At 71.0% G+C, this 20,191-nt stretch carries 18 protein-coding genes, 10 tRNA genes and 2 pseudogenes; 20 read left to right on the forward strand and 10 right to left on the reverse strand.

Annotation, left to right across the window (positions count from 1 at the left end; translation table 11 throughout):
• Nucleotides 1-8: 8 nt before the first annotated feature.
• The 3 genes from GA0070624_RS12760 to GA0070624_RS12770 form a co-directional block, all read right to left on the reverse strand.
• Nucleotides 9-2,411: a phosphoketolase family protein gene (locus GA0070624_RS12760; RefSeq protein ID WP_091340747.1), complete on the reverse strand. Its 2,403-nt coding sequence runs from the start codon at nt 2,409-2,411 to the stop codon at nt 9-11.
• A 121-nt stretch (nt 2,412-2,532) separates the two neighbouring features.
• Nucleotides 2,533-3,363: a universal stress protein gene (locus GA0070624_RS12765; RefSeq protein WP_091340750.1), complete on the reverse strand. Its 831-nt coding sequence runs from the start codon at nt 3,361-3,363 to the stop codon at nt 2,533-2,535.
• Between the two features lie 100 nt (nt 3,364-3,463).
• The gene (locus GA0070624_RS12770) at nt 3,464-4,252 is read right to left on the reverse strand and encodes a PP2C family protein-serine/threonine phosphatase (protein WP_091340753.1); all 789 of its coding nucleotides are present in this window, start codon (nt 4,250-4,252) and stop codon (nt 3,464-3,466) included.
• Between the two features lie 82 nt (nt 4,253-4,334).
• Here GA0070624_RS12770 and GA0070624_RS12775 point away from each other — a divergent pair, with 82 nt between their 5' ends.
• The 6 genes from GA0070624_RS12775 to GA0070624_RS12800 all read left to right on the forward strand — a co-directional run bounded on the left by GA0070624_RS12775 (nt 4,335) and on the right by GA0070624_RS12800 (nt 9,639).
• The gene (locus GA0070624_RS12775) at nt 4,335-4,571 is read left to right on the forward strand and encodes an HTH domain-containing protein (protein WP_089010418.1); all 237 of its coding nucleotides are present in this window, start codon (nt 4,335-4,337) and stop codon (nt 4,569-4,571) included.
• On the forward strand, nt 4,571-5,149 hold the full coding sequence (locus GA0070624_RS12780; RefSeq protein ID WP_091340756.1) for a Clp protease N-terminal domain-containing protein: 579 nt from the start codon (nt 4,571-4,573) through the stop codon (nt 5,147-5,149). Before GA0070624_RS12775 ends, GA0070624_RS12780 begins: the two co-directional genes overlap by 1 nt.
• Before the next feature lie 114 nt (nt 5,150-5,263).
• Nucleotides 5,264-6,265, forward strand: coding sequence for a diacylglycerol/lipid kinase family protein (locus GA0070624_RS12785; protein WP_091340759.1), 1,002 nt, complete (start codon nt 5,264-5,266; stop codon nt 6,263-6,265).
• Nucleotides 6,258-7,259 (forward strand): YihY/virulence factor BrkB family protein, encoded by a 1,002-nt coding sequence (locus GA0070624_RS12790; RefSeq protein WP_091340761.1) that lies wholly within the window; start codon nt 6,258-6,260, stop codon nt 7,257-7,259. The genes GA0070624_RS12785 and GA0070624_RS12790 overlap by 8 nt, the downstream gene beginning before the upstream one ends.
• A 70-nt stretch (nt 7,260-7,329) precedes the next feature.
• Nucleotides 7,330-8,820 (forward strand): phosphatase PAP2 family protein, encoded by a 1,491-nt coding sequence (locus GA0070624_RS12795; RefSeq protein WP_091340764.1) that lies wholly within the window; start codon nt 7,330-7,332, stop codon nt 8,818-8,820.
• 9 nt (nt 8,821-8,829) lie between these two features.
• On the forward strand, nt 8,830-9,639 hold the full coding sequence (locus GA0070624_RS12800; protein WP_091340766.1) for an endonuclease/exonuclease/phosphatase family protein: 810 nt from the start codon (nt 8,830-8,832) through the stop codon (nt 9,637-9,639).
• Between the two features lie 128 nt (nt 9,640-9,767).
• Here the strand turns inward: GA0070624_RS12800 and GA0070624_RS36375 are convergent, their stop codons facing one another.
• The 5 genes and pseudogenes from GA0070624_RS36375 to GA0070624_RS36600 form a co-directional block, all read right to left on the reverse strand.
• The gene (locus GA0070624_RS36375; RefSeq protein WP_281180966.1) at nt 9,768-9,890 is read right to left on the reverse strand and encodes a hypothetical protein; all 123 of its coding nucleotides are present in this window, start codon (nt 9,888-9,890) and stop codon (nt 9,768-9,770) included.
• A 5-nt stretch (nt 9,891-9,895) separates the two neighbouring features.
• Nucleotides 9,896-10,726, reverse strand: a complete 831-nt coding sequence (locus GA0070624_RS12805) for an alpha/beta fold hydrolase (RefSeq protein ID WP_091340767.1) — start codon at nt 10,724-10,726, stop codon at nt 9,896-9,898.
• Nucleotides 10,723-11,685 carry a TIGR03557 family F420-dependent LLM class oxidoreductase gene (locus tag GA0070624_RS12810; RefSeq protein WP_091340769.1) on the reverse strand — a complete coding sequence of 321 codons (963 nt, stop codon included), beginning with the start codon at nt 11,683-11,685 and terminating at the stop codon, nt 10,723-10,725. Before GA0070624_RS12810 ends, GA0070624_RS12805 begins: the two co-directional genes overlap by 4 nt.
• Before the next feature lie 207 nt (nt 11,686-11,892).
• The gene (locus GA0070624_RS33895; RefSeq protein WP_141714992.1) at nt 11,893-12,504 is read right to left on the reverse strand and encodes a hypothetical protein; all 612 of its coding nucleotides are present in this window, start codon (nt 12,502-12,504) and stop codon (nt 11,893-11,895) included.
• Nucleotides 12,505-12,622: 118 nt separating this feature from the next.
• Nucleotides 12,623-12,763 (reverse strand): annotated as a pseudogene (locus GA0070624_RS36600) (GntR family transcriptional regulator); the annotation flags it as partial.
• On the opposite strand from GA0070624_RS36600, the pseudogene GA0070624_RS35690 reads away from it, so the two are divergent.
• Nucleotides 12,732-13,007: pseudogene (locus tag GA0070624_RS35690) on the forward strand (hypothetical protein). The pseudogenes GA0070624_RS36600 and GA0070624_RS35690 overlap by 32 nt on opposite strands.
• On the opposite strand, the gene GA0070624_RS12825 reads toward GA0070624_RS35690, so the two are convergent.
• A complete protein-coding gene (locus GA0070624_RS12825; RefSeq protein ID WP_176731675.1) occupies nt 12,949-13,434 on the reverse strand; it encodes a DUF2795 domain-containing protein in 486 nt (161 codons plus the stop codon). The pseudogene GA0070624_RS35690 and the gene GA0070624_RS12825 sit on opposite strands and share 59 nt — an antisense overlap.
• Before the next feature lie 190 nt (nt 13,435-13,624).
• Here GA0070624_RS12825 and GA0070624_RS12830 point away from each other — a divergent pair.
• The 13 genes from GA0070624_RS12830 (at nt 13,625) to GA0070624_RS12880 (ending at nt 17,863) form a co-directional block, all read left to right on the forward strand.
• Nucleotides 13,625-13,697 (forward strand) — tRNA-Gly (locus GA0070624_RS12830).
• Nucleotides 13,698-13,723: 26 nt separating this feature from the next.
• Nucleotides 13,724-13,801 (forward strand) — tRNA-Asp (locus GA0070624_RS12835).
• Nucleotide 13,802: 1 nt separating this feature from the next.
• Nucleotides 13,803-13,890: transfer RNA gene (locus tag GA0070624_RS12840), tRNA-Ser, on the forward strand.
• 27 nt (nt 13,891-13,917) lie between these two features.
• Nucleotides 13,918-13,990 (forward strand) — tRNA-Arg (locus GA0070624_RS12845).
• Between the two features lie 5 nt (nt 13,991-13,995).
• Nucleotides 13,996-14,072 (forward strand) — tRNA-Pro (locus tag GA0070624_RS12850).
• Between the two features lies 1 nt (nt 14,073).
• Nucleotides 14,074-14,150: transfer RNA gene (locus GA0070624_RS12855), tRNA-Pro, on the forward strand.
• A 1-nt stretch (nt 14,151) separates the two neighbouring features.
• Nucleotides 14,152-14,241: transfer RNA gene (locus tag GA0070624_RS34690), tRNA-Ser, on the forward strand.
• 87 nt (nt 14,242-14,328) lie between these two features.
• A tRNA-OTHER gene (locus GA0070624_RS34695) sits at nt 14,329-14,414 on the forward strand.
• A 55-nt stretch (nt 14,415-14,469) separates the two neighbouring features.
• Nucleotides 14,470-14,555 (forward strand) — tRNA-Tyr (locus GA0070624_RS12860).
• A 75-nt stretch (nt 14,556-14,630) separates the two neighbouring features.
• A tRNA-Cys gene (locus tag GA0070624_RS12865) sits at nt 14,631-14,701 on the forward strand.
• A gap of 546 nt (nt 14,702-15,247) precedes the next feature.
• Complete coding sequence (locus tag GA0070624_RS12870; protein ID WP_245718759.1) at nt 15,248-16,603, forward strand: vanadium-dependent haloperoxidase; 1,356 nt, start codon at nt 15,248-15,250, stop codon at nt 16,601-16,603.
• A gap of 94 nt (nt 16,604-16,697) precedes the next feature.
• Nucleotides 16,698-17,297, forward strand: a complete 600-nt coding sequence (locus tag GA0070624_RS12875) for a nucleotidyltransferase family protein (RefSeq protein WP_091340775.1) — start codon at nt 16,698-16,700, stop codon at nt 17,295-17,297.
• Between the two features lie 125 nt (nt 17,298-17,422).
• Complete coding sequence (locus tag GA0070624_RS12880; protein WP_091340778.1) at nt 17,423-17,863, forward strand: SRPBCC family protein; 441 nt, start codon at nt 17,423-17,425, stop codon at nt 17,861-17,863.
• 33 nt (nt 17,864-17,896) lie between these two features.
• Here the strand turns inward: GA0070624_RS12880 and GA0070624_RS12885 are convergent, their stop codons facing one another.
• The gene (locus GA0070624_RS12885; protein WP_091348733.1) at nt 17,897-20,137 is read right to left on the reverse strand and encodes an alpha-galactosidase; all 2,241 of its coding nucleotides are present in this window, start codon (nt 20,135-20,137) and stop codon (nt 17,897-17,899) included.
• Between the last annotated feature and the right edge of the window lie 54 nt (nt 20,138-20,191).

Here is a 20,191-nt window from a genome sequence, read left to right on the forward strand (position 1 = left end):
GTCCGCGTTCACTGCCCGCTCCGGAGGCCCGGCTCGGTCTCGCGGATCCGGCGCCACTCGGCCACCCGGGGGTCGTCCTCGCCGTACTCGCGGGTGTAGTCGCGGGCGGCCTGCCGGGCGTCGACCATCTCCTGTCGCAGGTGAGCGGCGCGCGAGGCGAGCCCGGGCACCCGGTCGATGACGTCGAGGACCAGGTGGAAGCGGTCCAGGTCGTTGAGCATCACCATGTCGAACGGCGTGGTGGTGGTGCCCTCCTCCTTGTAGCCCCGGACGTGCAGGTTGTCGTGGTTGGTGCGCCGGTAGGTGAGCCGGTGGATCAGCCACGGGTAGCCGTGGTAGGCGAAGATGATCGGCCTGTCCCGGGTGAAGATCGTGTCGAACTCGAAGTCCGGCAGGCCGTGCGGGTGCTCCGAGGGCGGCTGGAGCCGCATCAGGTCGACCACGTTGACCACCCGCACCTTCAGCTGGGGCAGGTGCTGGCGGAGCATGTCGGCCGCGGCGAGCGTCTCCAGCGTCGGCACGTCGCCGGCGCAGGCGAGCACCACGTCCGGCTCGGCGCCCTGGTCGGTGCTGGCCCAGTCCCAGATGCCCAGTCCGCGCCGGGCGTGCTGGATGGCCTCGTCCATGGTCAGCCAGTTCGGCGCCGGCTGCTTGCCGGCCACCACCACGTTGATGTAGTGCCGGCTGCGCAGGCAGTGGTCCATTGTGGAGAGCAGGGTGTTGGCGTCCGGCGGCAGGTAGACCCGGACCACCTCGGCCTTCTTGTTGACCACGTGGTCGATGAAGCCCGGGTCCTGGTGCGAGAAGCCGTTGTGGTCCTGTCGCCACACGTGGCTGGAGAGCAGGTAGTTCAGCGAGGCCAGCGGCTGCCGCCACTGGATGCCGCGGGTCACCTTCAGCCACTTGGCGTGCTGGTTGACCATCGAGTCGACGATGTGGATGAACGCCTCGTAACTGGTGAAGATGCCGTGCCGGCCGGTGAGCAGGTAGCCCTCCAGCCAGCCCTGGCAGAGGTGCTCGGAGAGCACCTCCATCACCCGGCCGTCGGGGGAGAGGTGGTCGTCGCCGGGGACCGTGTTGGCGACGAACGCCCGGTCGGTGACCTCGAAGGCGGCGCTCAGCCGGTTGGAGGCGATCTCGTCGGGGCCGAACAGGCGGAAGTTCTGCGGGTTGGCGGTGATCACGTCGCGGACCCACTTGCCGAGCACGCCGGTGGAGCCGACCACGGGCTCGCCCGGCTGCTTGACGTCGACCGCGTAGGGGCGGAAGTCCGGCAGGTTCAGGTCGCGCAGCACCAGGCCGCCGTTGGTGACCGGGTTGGCGCTCATCCGCCGGTCCCCCTTCGGGGGCAGCGAGGCCAGTTCGGCGACCGGGGCGCCGGTGGCGTCGAAGAGCTCCTCCGGCCGGTAGCTGCGCAGCCAGCGCTCCAGCTCGGCCAGGGCCTCCGGGTCCTTGCGCACCCCGTCGATGGGCACCTGGTGGGAGCGGTAGGTCCCCTCGACCCGCTTGCCGTGGACCTCCCGCGGGCCGGTCCAGCCCTTCGGCGTACGGAGGATGATCATCGGCCAGCGGGGGCGCCGACTGTCGCCGCCGGAGCGGGCCCGGCGCTGGATCTCGGTGATCTCGTCGACCGCCTGATCGAGGGTGGCGGCGAGGCTCTGGTGCACCCGGGTCGGGTCGTCGCCGGAGACGACGTGCGGCTGGTAGCCGTAGCCGCGCATCAGGCCGAGCAGGTCGTCTTCGGGGATCCGTTCCAGCACCGTCGGGCTGGCGATCTTGTATCCGTTGAGGTGCAGGATGGGCAGGACCGCGCCGTCCCGGGCCGGGTTGAGGAAGACGTTGGACAGCCAACTCCCGGCCAGCGGGCCGGTCTCCGCCTCGCCGTCGCCGATCACGCAGGCGACCAGCAGGTCAGGGTTGTCGAACGCGGCGCCGTAGGCGTGCATCAGCGCGTACCCCAGCTCGCCGCCCTCGTGGATCGAACCCGGCACCTCCGATGCCACGTGGCTGGGGATACCGCCGGGGAAGGAGAATTGGCGGAACAGCCGCGCCATCCCCGCCTCGTCCCGGCTCACCGAGTGGTAGAGCTCGCTGTACGTCCCCTCCAGCCAGGTGTTCGCCACCACGGCCGGCCCGCCGTGCCCCGGACCGGTGATGTAGATGACGCTGAGGTCCCGGTCGACGATGATCCGGTTGAGGTGCGCATAGATCAGGTTGAGGCCGGGGCCGGTGCCCCAGTGGCCGAGCAGCCGGGGCTTGACGTGCTCGGGCTTCAACGGCTCGCGCAGCAGCGGGTTGTCGAGCAGGTAGATCTGCCCGACGGTCAGGTAGTTCGCCGCCCGCCAGTACGCGTCAACCTTGCGCAGCTCGTCTTCGGTCAGTGGGCTCTGCCGGTCGAGAGCGGTGTCCATGCTGCAATAGCCTCTCGCGGGTCAGGGACTTCTGCACCCCGAAGTCGGAATCCGTCCGGCTCCAGCTTCGCCGCCGCGAGGGGGAGTGGGTCAGGGCCGATGGTCCCGGCATGTGCGGACGTCATGCCCCGTCCGGGGCGGCCTCGGCGAGTCCACGGACGACGACGACCGGGGCCGGCGAGTGGTAGAGCAGGGTCTGGCTGACCGCGCCGAGCATCCCCCGCCAGGGTTCCTCGCCGCGGGCGCCGACCAGCGCGACCTGGGCTAACCGGGACTGTTCCACCAGGACGGTGCCGGGGTCACCGCGGATGGTGTGGCACTCCGCCGCCACCGAGGGGTGCCGCTCGCCGTACCGGGTCACCGCCTTGGCGAGCGCGTCGTCGCCCTCGTCCGGCTGGCCCGGCTCGATGACCCGTACCGCGAGCAACGGGGCGGACCGACGGTCGGCGCACTCGAAGGCGAAGCCCAGCGCGGTGCGGGAGCTCTCCGAGCCGTTCACGCCGACCAGCACCGGGCCCTGCGGTGGTGGCCCGGCGCGGCCGACCAGCACCGGGCAGCCGGCCCGGGCGGCCAGCCGCACGGCCGGCGCGTCGGCCGGTACGCATTCGGGGCAGTCGGCCATCCCGCCGTCACCGACGGCCACCATGAACGCCGACTCCGAGCTGCGGACCAGAGCCTCGACCGGGGAGCCCTCGACGATCTCGCAGCTGACCTGGACCGCCGGCTCCACCTCGCTGGCGGCCTGTCCGGCCCGCTCCAGCAGGTGCTCGGCGTCGGTACGCGGCTCCACCACCGACGGGGCCCCCACCGCCGCGGCCCAGTTGAACGCGTGCAGCAGGTGCAGCGGACGGTCGTGGGCCGCGGCCTCGGCGGCGGCAGTCCGGACGACCTGGAGGTCCTCCTCCGACGACCCCACACCGACGACCACCGCCCCGTGGGTGGTTTCGGCCATCCCGCCTCACCTCCCGCGACCACGCTGTCCCTCACTCACGGTAGTCGCGGCGACGCCGGCAGGTGGGCGGATCGGGTCAGCGGAATGGGGTGCCGGTGCGTCAGGGCGATGCGGGGTGGACGCGGACCACGACTGCCGTGGCGTTGTCCCGGCCCCCGGCGGCGAGGGAGTCGGCCAGCAGGGATTCGACGGCTTCGGTGGGAGCGCGCCCGGCCAGCGTCGCCCGCAGCCGGTCGTAGCCGACCTGGTCGGCGATGCCGTCGGTGCAGAGCAGGTGTACGTCGCCGGGGCGTGGCGTGACCGCGATCAGGTCCGCCTCCGGCTCGTCGGGGTGCCCGACGAAGCGGGTGAGGCGGTAGCGGGCGCGGGCGGCCTCGGGGGAGTGGGCCGGGTACCAGCCGTTGACCACACCGAGCCAGGCCATCGTGTGGTCGACCGTGAGCAGCTCCAGCAGTCCGTCCCGCAGTCGGTAGGCCCGCGAGTCGCCGAGCTGGACGATCCAGGCCTGCTCCCCGTCGGGCTCCGCCAGCAGTGCGGTCAGCGTGCAGCCGGTCAGCTCGGCCAGCCGGGCGCCGGCGGCGCGTACCCGCGTCTGGGCCGCGCGGACCGCGGCGCGGAGCTGCCGCGGACCGACGGCCGGCCACGCGGCGCCGACCTGCTGGACCATCGTGCCCATCGCCGTGGCTCCGGCCATCCGGCTGCCCTCGCCGGCGCCCATGCCGTCGGCGACCGCTGCGAACGGCAGCGCGGGGTCGACGTGCAGCACGTCGAAGTTGGCCGGGTAGCGGTCGCCGATCACGCTGCCGCCGGCGATCTCCCACTCGACCGGCCCGGCGCGGTGCCGCGCGGCCGCCACGGCGGGCGGTTCGGGGGACGGACGGCGACGCATCGGCAGACGTTAACACCGACCGGGTCAACTTCCGTGTCAACCAGGGTTGACACGCCAACCGTTGTCAACCTACATTGACAGCATGAGTCAGGCGACGGAACTCGCGGCGGCAGCCGGCAGCACCGACCCCAAGGTCGGGCTGCGGGCGGTGCTCGCCCTGCGCCGGCTCCTCGAACGGCTGGAGGTGGTCCAGGTGGACAACGCCCGTCGACAGGGCTGGTCCTGGCAGGAGATCGCCGACGCGCTCGAGGTCAGCCGGCAGGCGGTCCACAAGAAGCACGCCGGGCGACCGGCGGTCCGGGGCAGTTGGGAGGCATGATGTTCGAACGGTTCACCGACCGCGCCCGCACGGTCGTCCGCCGCGCGGTCGAGGAGGCCAGGGCCGAGGGGCAGCGGCCGGTCGGCACCGAGCACCTGCTGCTCGCCGTGCTGGCCGACGGCGACGCGCTCGCGACCCGGGTGCTGGCGGAGGCCGGCGCGAACGCCGACGACCTGCGCGCCCGGATCGCCCGGCACACCGCCGACGGCGGCGCCGGCCTCGGCGCCGCGGACGCGGCGGCGCTGCGGGAGATCGGCATCGACCTGGCGGCGATCGTCGCCCGGATCGAGGAGTCGTTCGGCCCGGACGCGCTGCGCGAGGCGGCGCCGGCGCCGCGCCGCCGCTGGCGTCGCCGACGGTACGACGACGGACGGTTCTCGCCGCGCGCCAAGAAGGTGCTGGAGCTGTCCCTGCGGGAGGCGATCCGGCTGCGCCACCACCACATCGGCACCGAGCACATCCTGCTCGGCCTGCTCCGCGAGGGTCACGGGCTGGGCGCGCTCGTTTTGACCGAGGCGGGCGTCGGCCTGGACGACCTGCGGCGGCGGGTGGAGACCGCGCTGCGGACGGCGGCCTGAGCCGGACGAGGGCCCGGGTCCCCGCGCTGACCGATTTTGAAACCTTCCGCGGCTGCGCGCCTCATCACGGTCGGTCGAGTCGCTGGCCGCGCCGAGTTGCTGCACACTGACGCCGTGGACAGCGGAGAGCGCACGCCGGCGGCGGGCGACGGCGGGCTGCGTTCCGCCGTGGTGGTCAACCCGGTGAAGGTGGCCGATCTGGATGAGCTGCGCCGTACGGTCGACGGGGCCCTGACGGCCGCCGGCTGGCCGGAGCCGATGTGGTTCGAGACCACGGTCGAGGAAACCGGGCGGCGGCAGACCGAGGAGGCGGTGAAGGCCGGCGTCGACGTCGTCTTCGCCTGCGGCGGCGACGGGACGGTCATGTCCTGCGTCAGCGGGCTGGTCGGCACCGGCGTGGCGCTCGCCGTGCTGCCCCAGGGCACCGGCAACCTGCTCGCCGCCAACCTGGGCCTCTCCAACGACCTCGGCGCCGGGCTGGAGGTCGCCATCGAACGGGGGCGCCGCCTGCTCGACGTGGGCGCGGTCGAGGACCGGTACTTCACCGTGATGGCCGGGATGGGCTTCGACGCCCAGATGCTGCACTCGACCTCCGAGACCACGAAGGCGCGGATCGGCTGGCCCGCGTACATCGTGGGGGCGGTCAAGCACCTGCGGGACCGGCCGATGCGGGTCTCCATCCGGATCGACGGCCAGCCGCCGGTGCGCCGCCGGGCGCGCTCGGTCCTGATCGCCAACGTCGGCCGCCTGCAGGGCGGCCTACCGCTGCTGACCGACGCCGAGCCGGACGACGGCTGGCTCGACGTCGCGGTGCTCACCCCGCGGACGTTGGTGCACTGGCTGGCGATGGGCTGGGCACTGCTCCGCCGGCGCGGCAGCGTGCCCCGGATGGAGGTCTTCCGGGGCCGGAAGGTCGAGATCGTCAGCAACCGGACCCAGCCCCGGGAGCTCGACGGCGACGTGATCGAGCCGGGCCGCGCGCTCAAGGCCGAGATCAGGCCGGAGTCGCTCTGGCTCTGCGTACCGCGGCCCGCACGCCACCCCGACCTCTCCGTGGACGTCGACTCGGCGGCCGAGCGGGGCGAGCGGCTGGTCGAGGAGGCCAACCGTGAGTAGCACCAAGCTGGTGCCGGAGACCCGGCTGATGGCGGAGGAGGAGCTGTCCGCCGACGACGCCTGGCACACCCTGCGCCGCGAGGGTGGGTGGTGCCTGTTGCGGGACGCCTTCATCCGGTTCCGCTACGGCGACGGGTTCAGCCACGCGCGGGCCCTCGCGCTGCAGCTCTGCCTGGCCGTGGTGCCGTTCCTGATCGCGCTCACCGGTCTGATCTCCGACCTCGGCGTCACGGAGGGCGGCCGGGTGGTCGCCGACACCGTGCTCGCGCTCACCCCCGGCCAGAGCGAGTCCGTGGTGCAGGAGTTGCTCGGCGACGCGAAGCGCATCGAACGCGCCGGTGAGCTGGCACTGACCCTCGGTCTGCTGACCGGCCTGGTCGCGCTGACCATGACCATGGCCCAGATCGAGCGGGGCGCCAACCGGATCTACGGCGTCGAGCGGGACCGCCCGGCCGTGGCCAAGTACGTCCGCGCGGCGATCCTCGCGGTGACCGCCGGCGTCCCCGCGCTGATCGGCTTCCTGATCCTGGTCGGCGGGGGCGCGATGGGTCACTCCGTGCAGCGGCACTACGAGTGGGGCGGCTTCGCAAACGCGGCCTGGAACGTGGTCCGCTGGCCGCTGAGCCTCGGCCTGACCGTGCTCGCCGTGGCCGTGCTGTTCCGGCACGCGCCCCGCCGCCGCCAGCCCGGCCTGTCCTGGCTCTTCTTCGGAGCCGCCATCGCCACCGTGCTCTGGTGGCTGACCAGCCTGCTGCTCGCCGGGTACGTCAGGTTCAGCGGCGACTTCGGGCAGACCTACGGCCCGCTGACCGCGATGATGGCGCTGATGATCTGGGCCAACCTCACCGGCATCGCGCTCTTCGGCGGGCTGGCCTTCGCCGCCCAGCTCGAGGCGATGCGGATCGGCGTGGAGGAGCCCGCGCAGCCGGACCTCTGGGAGCCGGAGGCCGAGCGCGAAGAGGCCCTCGACACCGGCGAGATGACCGCGCTCTGACCCCGCGGCCCGGTGTACGGGGGACGCCGATCGGGTACTGCGCCTCGCCAGAAGGCAAGGGAGGTGCGGGGTGACCGCGGTCAAGGAGACGGCGCGACGGCCGGTCGGCCATTTCGCCGAACGGAGCCTCGCGGGCCTGCTGGTCGTCGCCGGGGCCGGCGTCGGGTTCGGCCTGCTGCTCATGCTCGTGCGGTTCCACTGGGGCCCGCTGTACCACGCCGACCGCGAGGTGGCGGAGTGGGTCAACCGGCTCGTGGCACCCCACCACCCGCTGGTCACCGTGATCCAGGCGGTCACCGACCTGGGCGGCCGGCCGGTGCTGATCTGGCTGGTCACCATCGCGGTGGTCGGCCTGCTGATCCGTCGCCAGGCCAGGCTGGCGGTCTACCTGATCATCACCGGGGTCGGCGGGCTGATCCTCGACCCGTCGCTCAAGGCGTTGGTCGGCCGGCTCCGCCCGGTGGTCGACGTGCCGATCACCCACGCCCCCGGCAACAGCTTCCCCAGCGGGCACGCGCTCGGCTCGTTCGTCGCGTACGGGGCGCTGCTGCTGGTCTTCCTGCCGGCCATGTCGCCCCGGTGGCGCAAGCCGGCCATCGCGATCGTCGCCCTGCTGGTGGCGCTGATCGGGCTGACCCGGATCGCGTTGGGCGTGCACTTCGTCTCCGACGTGATCGGCGGCTGGCTGCTCGGCGCCGCGTGGCTCGGCGTCAGCGCGTACGCCTTCCGGCTCTGGCGGCGCGAGCGCGGCCGCCCGGTGCCGCCGCTGACCGAGGGCCTGGAGCCGGAGGCGGGCGAGGAGATCGCCCCCGCCCCGGCCGAGGAGCACGTGCTGGAGCACCCGCGCTCGGCGGTCGCCGAGCTGCTGGTCGGCTGGGTGCTGGTCTTCGGCGCGCTCTACGCCTTCGGCCTGGTCGTCAGCTATCACGCCAAGGGCACCTTCCTGGACACCCTCGACACCGAGGTGCCGCGATGGTTCGCCGCGCGGCACACCGACACGCTGAACGACCTGAGCTGGTGGTGGAGCAAGTTCGGCGACACGCACGCGATCCTGGCGATCTCGCTGGTCTTCTGCCCGCTGGTGCTGGCGATCTGGAAGCGCTGGCGGCCGGTGCTCTTCGTGGCGCTGGCGATGTTCGGCGAGCTGACCCTCTTCCTCGCCTCCTCCGGGGCCGTCGACCGTCCCCGTCCCAAGGTGGACAACCTGGATGGGCACCTGCCCACCTCGTCGTTCCCCTCCGGGCACATCGCCGCGACCATCTGCCTCTGGACCGCGATCGCGATCATCGTGCTCGCCCGCACCGACCGCTGGTGGCGCTGGCTCTTCGTGGCGATGGCGGTGATCATGCCGGTCGGGGTGGCCGTCTCCCGGATGTACCGGGGCATGCACCACCCGACCGACTTCATGGGCGCGATCCTGCTCAGCGCGCTCTGGATGGGGCTGCTCTACTGGATCGTCCGTCCGAACGCCGACGTGCACGAGGGCAATCAGCCGGCCATCGAGTCGGAGCAGGTCCACGAGCTGGACGACGAGCTGGCCAAGGCCGACCGGGCGGACTGACCGGCGCCGATGCTGCGGGTGATGAGCTGGAACATCAGGACCGGTGGCCGGGACACCAACGGGCCCGATCGGCTGGACCGGGTGGTCGCGGTCATCACCGCGCAGCGGCCGGACGTGCTGGCCCTGCAGGAGCTGCGCGGCTTCGACCGGGGCGGGCTGCTCAGCGACCTCGCGGGCCGGGTCGGGATGGTCCCCCACCTGGCCCGGTCCGGGTTCGGGCAACCGGTCGCGGTGCTGGTCCGCCCGCCGCTGCGGATGCTGGCGACCGGCCGGGTACGCCGGCCGTTCCACCACGGCGCCGCGCGCGTGGCGGTGGCCACGCAGGCGGGTCCGCTGACCGTGTTCAGTACGCACCTCAACCCGTACTCCGGTGGTCGCCGGCGTACCGAGGCGGACTGGCTGGCGGCCGCCGTCCGGCGGCACGGTGGCGAGCTCGCGCTGCTCGCCGGTGACCTCAACACGCTGGATCCGACCGTCGACCACGCCGAGCGGCTGGCCCGCCTCCCGGAGTTCTACCGGCGCCGGCACCTGCGCCGCGACGGCCGTACCGTCGACACCCGCGCGGTGTCCCGGCTGCTCGAGGTCGGCCTGGTCGACCTGTACGCGGCCCGCGCCGCCGACGCCCCCGAGCAGGAGGGATACAGCGTGCCCACCCGCTACGGCGGTGCCGAGTTCACCGGCATGCGCCTGGACTACCTGCTCGGCACCATCCAGCTCGCCGCGCTCACCCGCGAGGTCCGCGTGATCCGCGGCGGCGAAGCCGACCACGCCTCCGACCACTACCCGCTCCTCGCCAACCTCGACCTCACCCCCGCCTGACCGCGCCGGTTGCCGCGCCCCACCAAACCCGCGATCTTGCAGTTGTGGTGCCGACGAAGGGGCACTTTTCGGACAAAGGGACAACCCAAAGTGCAAGATCGCGCGAGTTTTGGCGGGGGTGGGGTGGGTTAGCGGAGGGCGAGGTTGAGGAGGACGGTGAGGGTGATCGAGGCGATGATCGAGAAGAGGATCATCAGCAGGCAGCCGAGGCCGCCGCCGAGCGGGCGGATCTCCGTGTTGCCGATGCGCATGGCCTCTACCTTCTCAGGGCGGGGGTGAGCAGGGACCGGATCGCGTCGGCGACCTGTGCCGGGGCGGTGGTGGCGACGTTGTGGGCGGCGCCCGGCACGGTGACCACGCGGGCGTCGGGGACCAGCCGGGCGACCTGCTCCCGCCAGGACGGCGGCACGATCGGGTCCCGGGCGCCGGCGGTCACCAGCGTGGGGACCGTGATCCGGACCAGGTCCGCCTCGATCTCGTTGCCCACCGAGTCGGTCAGCATCGCGAAGACCCGCCACGGGCGGGCGTCCCACACGTCGCGGAGCAGGATCGGCGCCTGCAGCTTGGCCTCCCGCACCGTGTCCACCAGGAACCGGCCGAACTGGCGCCGCCGGGACCGCGCGGCCGGGTCGCTGGTCGGGCCGGCCAGCACCAGGGCGCGGACGAGGTCGGGACGGCAGGCGGCGAGCGCGGCGGCCACCTCCGCGCCGAACGAATGCCCGAAGACGCAGGCCGGCGACAGCCGGTACGCGGAGAGCCAGGCCGCCAGGTGCGCGGCGTGCCGGAACACGTCGTACGCGGTGGACGGGCGCTCGGTCAGCCCGAAGCCGGGCAGGTCCGGGACGTACACCGGATGGGTTGCCGACAGCGCCAGCGCGAGCGGGGTGAGATAGCGGTGCGAGACGGCGAGGCCGTGCACCAGCACCACCGGCGGCGTCCCAGTGCCGGGGTCGACCGACCGCCGGGTGTGCGTCCGCAGCCCCTCGACGAGCCGCCACTCGCTGGTCAGGCCGGCGGCGGGCCGGGGCGCCGCCAGGGCGAGGCGCAGCTCGGCCGCCCGGAACCGCCCCGGCGGCGAGGGTCTCACAGCTCGCGCAGCCGGGGCAGCAGCTGCTCCTGCGCCCAGTCCAGGAACATCGGCTGGCTCTCCGCGCCCACCTGCACAAGCGCCACGTGGGTGAAGCCGGCGTCGACGAACTTCTTGAACGCCTGGACGTGCTTGTCGACGTCGGGGCCGCAGGAGATGCCAGCGGCGACGTCCTCCTCGCGGACGAACTGGGTGGCGGAGGCGAACGACTCTGGCCCGGGCAGGTCCGCGTTGACCTTCCAGCCCAGGCCGAACCAGCGGAACTGGTCGTGCACGATCTTGCGGCACTCGGCCTCGTCCGGGCCGTAGCAGATCGCCAGCTGGCCGTAGCGGGGCCGGCCCGCGCCGCCGGCGTCGTCGTACATCTGGATGAGGTGCGGGTCGGGCTCGGTGGCGACCAGGCCGTGGCCGTACTCGGCGGCGAGGCTGGCCGACTGCGGGCCGGAGGCGGCGATGGCGATCGGCACCGGGCGGTCCGGCCGGTCCCAGACGTACGCGTCGGGGACGTCGAAATGGTTGCCGGAGAAGGTCAACGTCTCGCCGTTGAGCAGCGGCCGGATGATCTGCAGTGCCTCGGCGAACATCTCGTGCCGCTGCTCCACGTGCGGCCAGCCGCCCACCACGTGCTCGTTGAGGTTCTCCCCGGCGCCGAGCCCGAGGGTGAAGCGGCCGTCCGAGAGCACCCCGACGGTGCTGGCCTTCTGGGCCACCACGGCCGGGTGGTAGCGGCGGATCGGGCAGGTCACGAAGGACATCAGCTCGGTCCGCATGGTCGCGTGGGCGACCGCGCCGAGCACGGACCAGGCGTACGGGGCGTGGCCCTGTGAGTCCAGCCAGGGGTAGAAGTGGTCGGATATCACCAAAAGGTCGAAGCCGGCCGCCTCCGCCCGCATGGCGTGATCGACGAGTTGCTTCGGGCCGGCCTGCTCGCTCATCAGGGTGTAGCCGACGCTGACCATGGTGACTCTCCTTCCCCAGGCGGGATCGTCACCGGATACCCCGCCGGGCGGTGGCCAACCCTGGTGTCCGCTTCGCAGCAGCCGTTTGCCTGCGCGTTGGATGGCAGACGATGCCCGCGCCAGTGCAGTGGTTGCGCTGGGTATCTCCGCGTTCAGCCATGGCAAATGCCTGGGAGCCGGCGAGCTGGCCCAATTCGGCGGCAGCGCTTAGCAGCGGTTGGCGTAATCTTCTTTTGAAGCCTCCCGCCTCCGGCTCTGTTCATGCTTTAGCATTCGGTCTATAGCTCCAATGAAGCTGCGATCGAAGTCGCCGTAATAAAGCTTCTTTACTGCCGTCCATCGGCTGGCGTTCTCCGGTACCGACAAGATCTGGTTAAGGAACGTCGACCTCTGAATCATGTCGTCGGCCATCTTGTCGAAGTTGCCGTCGTATAGTTCCCCGTAGTAGTGCTGAAAGCCGTCGAGGAGGAGGCTGAGATAGGCAATGCGACGTGCCTCATCAGGCGGATAAGACCTATCAAGGCCGTGGACATCGTACAGAAGATCCGGATAACTAAGCGCTGCTTGGCTAGCGGTGTCGAACCCTTGGAAGAGTGGAAGGAGGGAAGAACTGCGGTAGGCCCTCGCAGCCAATTCGGCACTTCGCTGCGCAGCGTCCCCGCTCTGTCGGGCGAAGCGTAGTGCAAGAACTGCAACGGCCACGGAAGCCACGGCAGCTACAGATGCGATGACGGTTGCCCATGTCTGCAATTGATCTTCCTTCCACGCTCGGACGCTGCGCCTTCCGCTCGGTTCGAACTGACGCGCCTCGGTGGTCATGGTGGACCGGACAAGGCGAGCGGTCGGTCAAAGCCGAACGTACATTTCCAGATCAAGAGCGCAGGGCAGGCGCCAGGCGTGGGAGCACGCGGGCGGACAAGGCCGACCGACCCGGGTGCTACTCCGCGACGAACACGCCTACGCCGGGCAGTGTCTCGGTCATCCCCTTGATCCGCAGCACCTGCATGGCGCGGTCGCTCACCGGCTCGGTGACCCCGTAGTGCTCGATGAGTTCCCGCCGTGGCGGGTGCGACGCGCCTTGGCCGTGCCCGACTCGGCGGCGGGAGCTACGTGCGGAGTTCGACGGCGCTCCGGTGTCCCTTGCCCTTTAGATGGGTGCGCAACTGGTGCGCGCCTCGCAGGACCTGACCTGGGTGCCGGCCGGGCAGCTACACCGGCGCTTCCTCGGGTGGGTGCGGTTGTCAGATGGTCCGGCCGCCTCCGTCAATCGTGGTCCCAGGTCAGGTCGCCCACCGACTCGATCAGGTCGGGCATGTCCTTGAAATTCTTCTTCTTCTTCAAGCGCTCCAGCACTTGGACAACTCGATCCGGGGCCTTGTTCTTGTGGGCCCTGTCGAGCACGGCGTTCTTGTCGGCGGGAAAGGTCAGCCCTTTCAGGTAACGGTCCTCCAGTTCGATGGGGTTGGTCGGCGGCTCCACGATGCCTTCTGGTGGCGGAAGATGGTCTGTCTTCTCGCCGGTGATCGCGTGCCACGCCTTTCGATAGTCCCAGTCGAACGGGACGTTCTGGTCCCTCAGCCGCTCGACGTCCTCGATGAGGACAGGCACCTCCTTCTTGGAGAAGTCGGCGTCACGCACAGCCGGACCCCGCAGGTATCTGAGCACCTCGTCCCAGTTGCGGGCCCAGCCGCCGGTGTTGTCCATGAGTTCCTTGAGGTCCGAGTGGTCATACACTCGCTGCTTTGCCATCGCGTCCTCCTCCTCGCCATCGCGATACCCGTAATGGGCCACGTGACGCCACGAGCAGCGATCAAAGGAGCCGGCCCAGACCTGGCGAGTCTGCGACGAATGTCCGGTTATTTTCGTCAGCCGGTGCGGAATTACAGCGACCATTTATCTGTTGTTCACCCCGGAGGCTTCGGAGACTCGAGCTTTCCATGCGGTTGTAGCTCAGTTGGTAGAGCGCCACCTTCCCAAGGTGGAGGTCCCGGGTTCGAGCCCCGGTAGCCGCTCTCGCAATGGAATTCCTGTGGGATGTGCTCCGTTAGCTCAGCACGGTGAGAGCGCTGCCCTGTCACGGCAGAGGTCGCCGGTTCAAGTCCGGTACGGGGCGCCACGGAAGGGTGGCCGAGCGGTCTAAGGCACCTCCCTGCTAAGGAGGAGCGGGCTGACCCGTCGCAGGTTCGAATCCTGCCTCTTCCGCCACGTGCGCCAAAGGGCGCATGTCGGCATGCCCCTGTAGCTCAGCGGATAGAGCATCGGATTACGGATCCGAGTGTCGGAGGTTCGAGTCCTTCCAGGGGTGCTCATCGGGATGTGGCGCAGCTTGGTAGCGCACTTGACTGGGGGTCAAGGGGCCGTCGGTTCAAATCCGGCCATCCCGACCAGCGGGTTGTGGCGCAGCTTGGTAGCGCGCCTCGTTCGGGACGAGGAGGTCGTCGGTTCAAATCCGGCCAGCCCGACCATGGAGACGCCAGCCGATCGGCGCCGGCCGCGGTCTCGAAAATCGTTGGGGGGTAACACCCCGTGGGCGTTCGACTCGCCCCGTCTCCGCCAAGAGCACGACCGTTCGGCATTGGGTGATTGGGAGCCCAGCGGCTGTTGAGCCGCCCGTCCTGGTTCGAGTCCAGGTGCCGAAGCCACGGAGAGGCCGGCTGGCTACGGAAGCGCCGTTGGAAGCGGCGCAGGGGTCCGCCCCCTCGTGGGTTCGAATCCCACCCTCTCCGCCATGCCCGTGGGGCGCAGGCTGGGCACACGGGCGAAGGCCGGAGTTCCGGCCAGCACGCGGGCGCGCCGAAGTTGGAGAGTCGGGGCCGGCTGTAACCCGGTTGCTGTGCGCTGAGGGGGTTCGAATCCCTCCGCCCGCACCATGCCCTCGTAGCTCAGCGCGTTCCGAGCGTCGAGGCCGCTGGTTCCATCCCAGCCGGGGGTAGTCAGCAAGGCTTGGTCGTATGCCCGAGTGGCCAGGGATCCGCCTGCAAAGCGGAGTACGTCCGTTCGAATCGGACTACGGCCTCGAACACCATCCCGTCCAGCCGCGGGGCTTTCGTCGAATCGGGTTGCCGCCAGCGTCGAGCCTTGCTCGCCTCCGGCATCACCTTCGCAGAGGGTTTCGCGGTGAACGTGTCGAACCGGCAGACCACCGAGGACAGCTACCGGTGGAGGCAGGAGTTGTCGGACCTGGTCGGCGGCCGGCAGTTCGTCATCATCACGTCCCGCAACGGTGCCGGGCCGCCGCGGGGGAGTCCGACGGGAAGTGCGGGGGGCGAGCGGACCTATTGTTCACCCCGACCCAGGCCCGGACGCTGATCGTTGGCGCGAACTGGCTCCCGGCGCGGAACCGGGCGGCGGCGCGCGCGGCGCGGCCGCTCGTCGACGCCGACTGAACCGTGCGCGATCGGCGAGGCTACCGGCCGACGTACTGGCAGAAGGCGCGACGTCAGGGCGTCGGCGAGTCGAAGCTAGGAGTTGGCGCGGAAGTCGGCCACGTCCGGGACAGCTGCGAGACTAAAAATTTCTTCACCCTTTTGGCCATTATGGTGCCTGCGGACGGCACGGTAGCTTGCCTGCTGGCAGTAACTCACGTCAATGGGCATTCAGCTGGCCGGATTGCCAGCGACAGGGGGCAGTCATGACACGTCAGGTTCGCACGCGCCGAAAAGTCGTGTGCGCGGTCGTCGCCGGTATCCTCGCCGCCGGCTCGCCGGTCGCGTTCGTTGCCCCTTCCGCATACGCAGCCGACACGGACACTTCCGCCAATGCCGTCATCATCTGGGACCGTAACGCGCAATCCGCGATCTGGGATGTGGCGGGCCAACAGCCGCAGGTCCAGGCGCGCAGCTTCGCGATGGTGCACGGGGCCATTTACGACGCGGTCAACGCCATCGCCGGACGGCCGTACCAGCCGTACCTGATCGCACCGGCCGCCAACGGTCGAGAGTCGGTGAACGCGGCGCTCGGGACCGCGGCCTTCCAGGTGCTCAACTCCTTGTTCCCGGCCCAGCAGGCGCGGCTGCGGACGCAGTACGACGAGTGGCTGGCCACCATCCCCAACAGCGGCGCGAAGCGGCGCGGGATCTCAGTGGGCAGCCAGACTGCGGCCGCGATGATCAGCGCGCGGCAGAACGACGGGGCGTTCGGCAATCCGGCCTGGCCGGTCGGCACCGAGCCCGGCCAGTGGCGGCCCACCCCGCCGACCAACGCCAACGACGGGGCATGGGTGGCGGAGCTCAAGCCGTTCCTCATTCCCAGCGCGTCGATGTTCCGCTCGTCCGGCCCGCCGGCGCTCACCAGCGACCAGTATGCCCGCGACTTCAACGAGGTCAAGGCGATCGGCGCGGTCAACAGCACCATCCGGACGGTCGACCAGACCCAGGCCGCGATCTGGTGGCACGACCGGCACCTGGGCGAATGGGAGATCAAGCGCCAGCTCGCCACGACGCAGCGGCTGAACACGCTGCAGACGGCGCGGATGTTCGCGATGGTCGACCTCGCCGAGGCCGACGCCACGACCGCCTGTTACAACGAAAAGGGCGCCTGGATGTTCTGGCGGCCGGTCACCGCGATCCAGCTGGCCGACACCGACAGCAACCCGGCCACCGAGGCCGATCCCAACTGGATGCCGCTACTCGTCACGCCGCCGCACCCTGACTTCACGTCCGGGCACACGTGCTTCACCGGGGCGAGCATGTTGGCGCTGAGGCACTTCTTCGGCCGGGACGACATTCCGTTCAGCGCATACAGCGAAGCCTCGGGTACCACTCGGTACTTCGGCAGCTTCTCGCAGGCCATCGCCGAGGTCATCGAGGCCCGCATCTGGGGCGGCATCCACACCCGCACGGCTGACGTCGAGGGCGCGAAGATCGGAGCGCAGGTCACCGCGTACATGATCAGTAACTACTTCCGTCCGCGGCGCTGACGCGCCGGGCATGACGTGAGAGCCTGGCCCGAGCGTCGATCCGGCACGCGGGCCGGGCCCTCCGCAAGCGACCACCACGGCCGGGGGCGAGGCGATGATCCGGAAGACTGAGCCAGGCGGCCCACAGACCGCCGAGCTGGCGGAGCTGATCGCTTCGTGTTCGTGGTTTCTCAACGTCCTGGCTGCCGTGCGGGCGGGTGGTCTTCCGGACGCATGGGTAGGGGCGGGAGTCCTTCGAGATCTCGTCTGGGGACAGCGATACGGGGGCGGCTTCGACCCGCAGGACGTTCGGGACGTGGACGTTGCATTCTTCGACCCGAACGATCTCACCCACAGCAATGACGTTGCCGCGACCGAGCTGCTACGACGCCGCGAACCGGCGGTCCCGTGGGAGGCGACCAACCAAGCTGCCGTGCACACCTGGTACGAAAACGTGTTTGGTACTGGACCAGTCGATGCGCTGCGCTCCATAGCCGACGCCGTCGCCACCTGGCCCGAAACCGCTACGTGCGTGGCGGTACGTCTCGACCCTGCCGAGACACTGCACGTCTGCGCCCCGTTCGGGCTGGACGACCTGCTCGATGGCGTATGGCGGCGCAACCCAGGAAGGGTCACCGTAGAGCTGTCACGAGCCCGCCTGGCTCGCCACGAGCCGAGCCGTCGATGGCCGCAGGTGAAGATCATCCCGCCGTAGCCATACGACAATCGGGCCGGTTGCGTCGGCAATTCGCGCTACTCCATCCGTCACATCCTGCCCCGCGCGGTGTGTAATGGCGATGAGCACCGACATCCCTCCATCGTTACCGCTGAGGAGGAGCTATGGCAGCAGTCGTGTCCAACATCGAGATCGCTCGGCCGCCGGACGAGGTGTTCGCGTATGTCACCGACCCCTCGCGGTTCGCCGAATGGCAGGACGACGTCGTGCGCGTCGAGGCAGGTGGTCCGCCCGGCGTGGGCTCAAGGTTCACGACAACTCGCCGGATCGGTGGTACGGAACGGACCATGACGCAGGAGGTTACGGAGAACAATCCCCCCAGGAGCTGGGCCGCGCACGGAATCGATGGACCGGTCAGGCCCAACGCGACGGTTACCGTCGAACCTCTCGACGACGGCGCCCGGTCGCGGGTGACGTTCGCGCTCGATTTTGAAGGCCGCGGCATCGGCATGCCGCTCGTGCCGATGGTCCGCCGGATGGCTGCGAAGGTGGCGCCCGTGAGCTACCAGAACCTGAAAGAGCGGCTTGAGCGAGGAGCCTCCTAGCCGCGCCGCCGATCGGGCGAACGCTGCGCGACGTCAGTCGACCGCGGTGACCTCCAGCAGCAGGGTCTGCTCGGGATGCAGGGCCGGCATCTGCAGCCCCACCGTCCCCAGCACCGCGCCGCTGAGCGTGACCCCCTTCGGCAGCCACCCCGGCTCGCTGAGCTGCAGCACCGCCGGCCCCGGCACGCCCGCCGCCAGTCGCACCGCGTACCGCCGCTGCCGGTCCAGGCCGGGCAGCCGGACCGTGCCCGGCACCTGCGCCACCGAGGTGGCCAGCCGCGCGACCGCGTACACCGCCTGGGAGCCGTCACCGGCGACCACGCCGTGCGCCCAGACGGCCGGGTCCGGATGGTCGACCCGGACCGCCCGCCCGGAGTGCAGCAGCGGGCGGAGCCGCTTGTGCAGCGCGACCCAAGCCGCGAGCTCGGCGCGCTCCGCCGCGGTGATCGCGCCGATGTCCCACTCGATGCCGTGGTGGCCGAAGAGCGCGGTGGCGGCCCGGAAGCCCAGGTCGTGCACCCGGTGCGTGGTGTGCGAGCGTTCCGGTCCGATGTGGCTGCCGACCAGCTCGGGCGGGAGCAGCAGCCCGGTCCAGCGCTGGATGGCCAGCCGTTCCAGGGCGTCGTTGCAGTCGCTGGCCCAGACCCGGTCGGTCCGGCGCAGGATCTCCAGGTCCACCCGGGCGCCGCCGGACGAGCAGCTCTCGATCTCCACCTCCGGGTGCCGGCGGCGCAGCTCGTCCAGCAGCCGGTAGACCGCCACGGTCTGCGCGTGGACCCCCGGCCGGCCCTGGTGGCCGGCCTCGGTGAGGTCCCGGTTGTGGTCCCACTTCAGGTACGCGATGCCCTGGTGCTCGGTGAGCACCGCGTCCAGCCGGGACAGCAGGTGCTCGTACGCGTCCGGGTGGGCGAGGTCGAGCACCTGCTGGTGCCGCCACTCGGGCGGCAGCCGCCCGGGCACGGACAGCACCCAGTCCGGGTGGGCGCGGAACAGGTCGGAGTCCGGGTTGACCATCTCCGGCTCGACCCAGAGCCCGAACTGCATCCCGAGGCCGCACACGCGGTCGATCAGCGGTTGCAGCCCGTCCGGCCAGACGTCGTCGTCGACCCACCAGTCGCCGAGCCCGGCCCGGTCGTGCCGGCGCCCCCGGAACCAGCCGTCGTCGAGCACGAACCGCTCGACCCCGACCTCCGCGGCCCGGTCGGCGAGCGCGGAGAGCCGGGGCAGCTCGTGGTCGAAGTAGACGGCCTCCCAGACGTTGAGCGTGACCGGCCGGGGTGGGCGCGGGTGCTGCGGCCGGGCCCGCAGGTGGGTGTGCAGCACGTCGCTGAGCCCGTCCAGCCCGGCGTCGGACCAGACCGCGTACAGCAGGGGAGTGACGTACTCCTCGCCGGCGGCCAGCACGATCTCCCCGGGGGTGAGCAGCTCAGCACCGCCCAACGTGGACTCACCCGTGGGCCGGCGCTCGGCGAAGGTCACGTGGTCGCCACTCCACGCCGTGTGCACCGCCCACACCTCGCCGTGGCCGAAGCCGAAGCCGGCCGTCCCCGCGACCAGCAGCAGCGTCGCGTCGTGCCCGGTCCGCCCGTGTCGGCCCTCCCGCACCCAGGTGCCCATCGGCCACGGGTGCCGCTGCGGCGCGCGTTCCCGGCACCAGCGCCCGGTCAAATCGAGCAGCTCGGTGGCGACCGCCGGCACCGGCAGCACCGGGGCCAGCTCTCGCAGCTCGTACGCCCCGGCGCCGTCGTTGCGCAGCCGGTGCCGCAGCAGCAGCAACCCGGTCGGGTCCAGCTCGATCTCGACCGTCAGCGACAGCTCCGCACCCGGGTCCGAGGCCTGCACGGTCACCCGCGCCGCGCCGGGCCCGCCGTGCTCACCGTCTTCTTCGGGTACGCCCACCGCGTCACCGCCCGCCGCCACGCGACTCGGGTCCGGGCTGCCGGCCGCCGTGGCGGTCTCGCCGCCGTCGGACACGTCGAGGGCGTGGAGGCGGAAGGCCGTCGACCAGTCCCGCCCGTCCCGGTGCCCGGCGAGGCCGGGCCGCCCGCTCCAGCCGGCGCTCGGCTCGGGCAGCAGCGACAGCACGGTCGGCGCGTCGAAGCTGCTCGGCATCACCGGCGGGATGGTCGCGTCGACCAGGTCGGTCAGGTCCGCGGCGTCGAGCGGGCCGAGGTCGGCGCCCCAGTGCACGACCCGGGGCAGGCCGGGGCCGCGCGCGTCGAGCACCAGGCTGGTCCGCGCCCGGCGCAGGTGGACGATGGTCGGAATCGTCATGGCCATTCATCTCTCCGTGCGGGTCCGTCGGCGTTCGTCACACTCGGTGACGCG

Origin of the sequence: Micromonospora rhizosphaerae (assembly GCF_900091465.1) — a bacterium.
Lineage (GTDB): Bacteria > Actinomycetota > Actinomycetes > Mycobacteriales > Micromonosporaceae > Micromonospora > Micromonospora rhizosphaerae.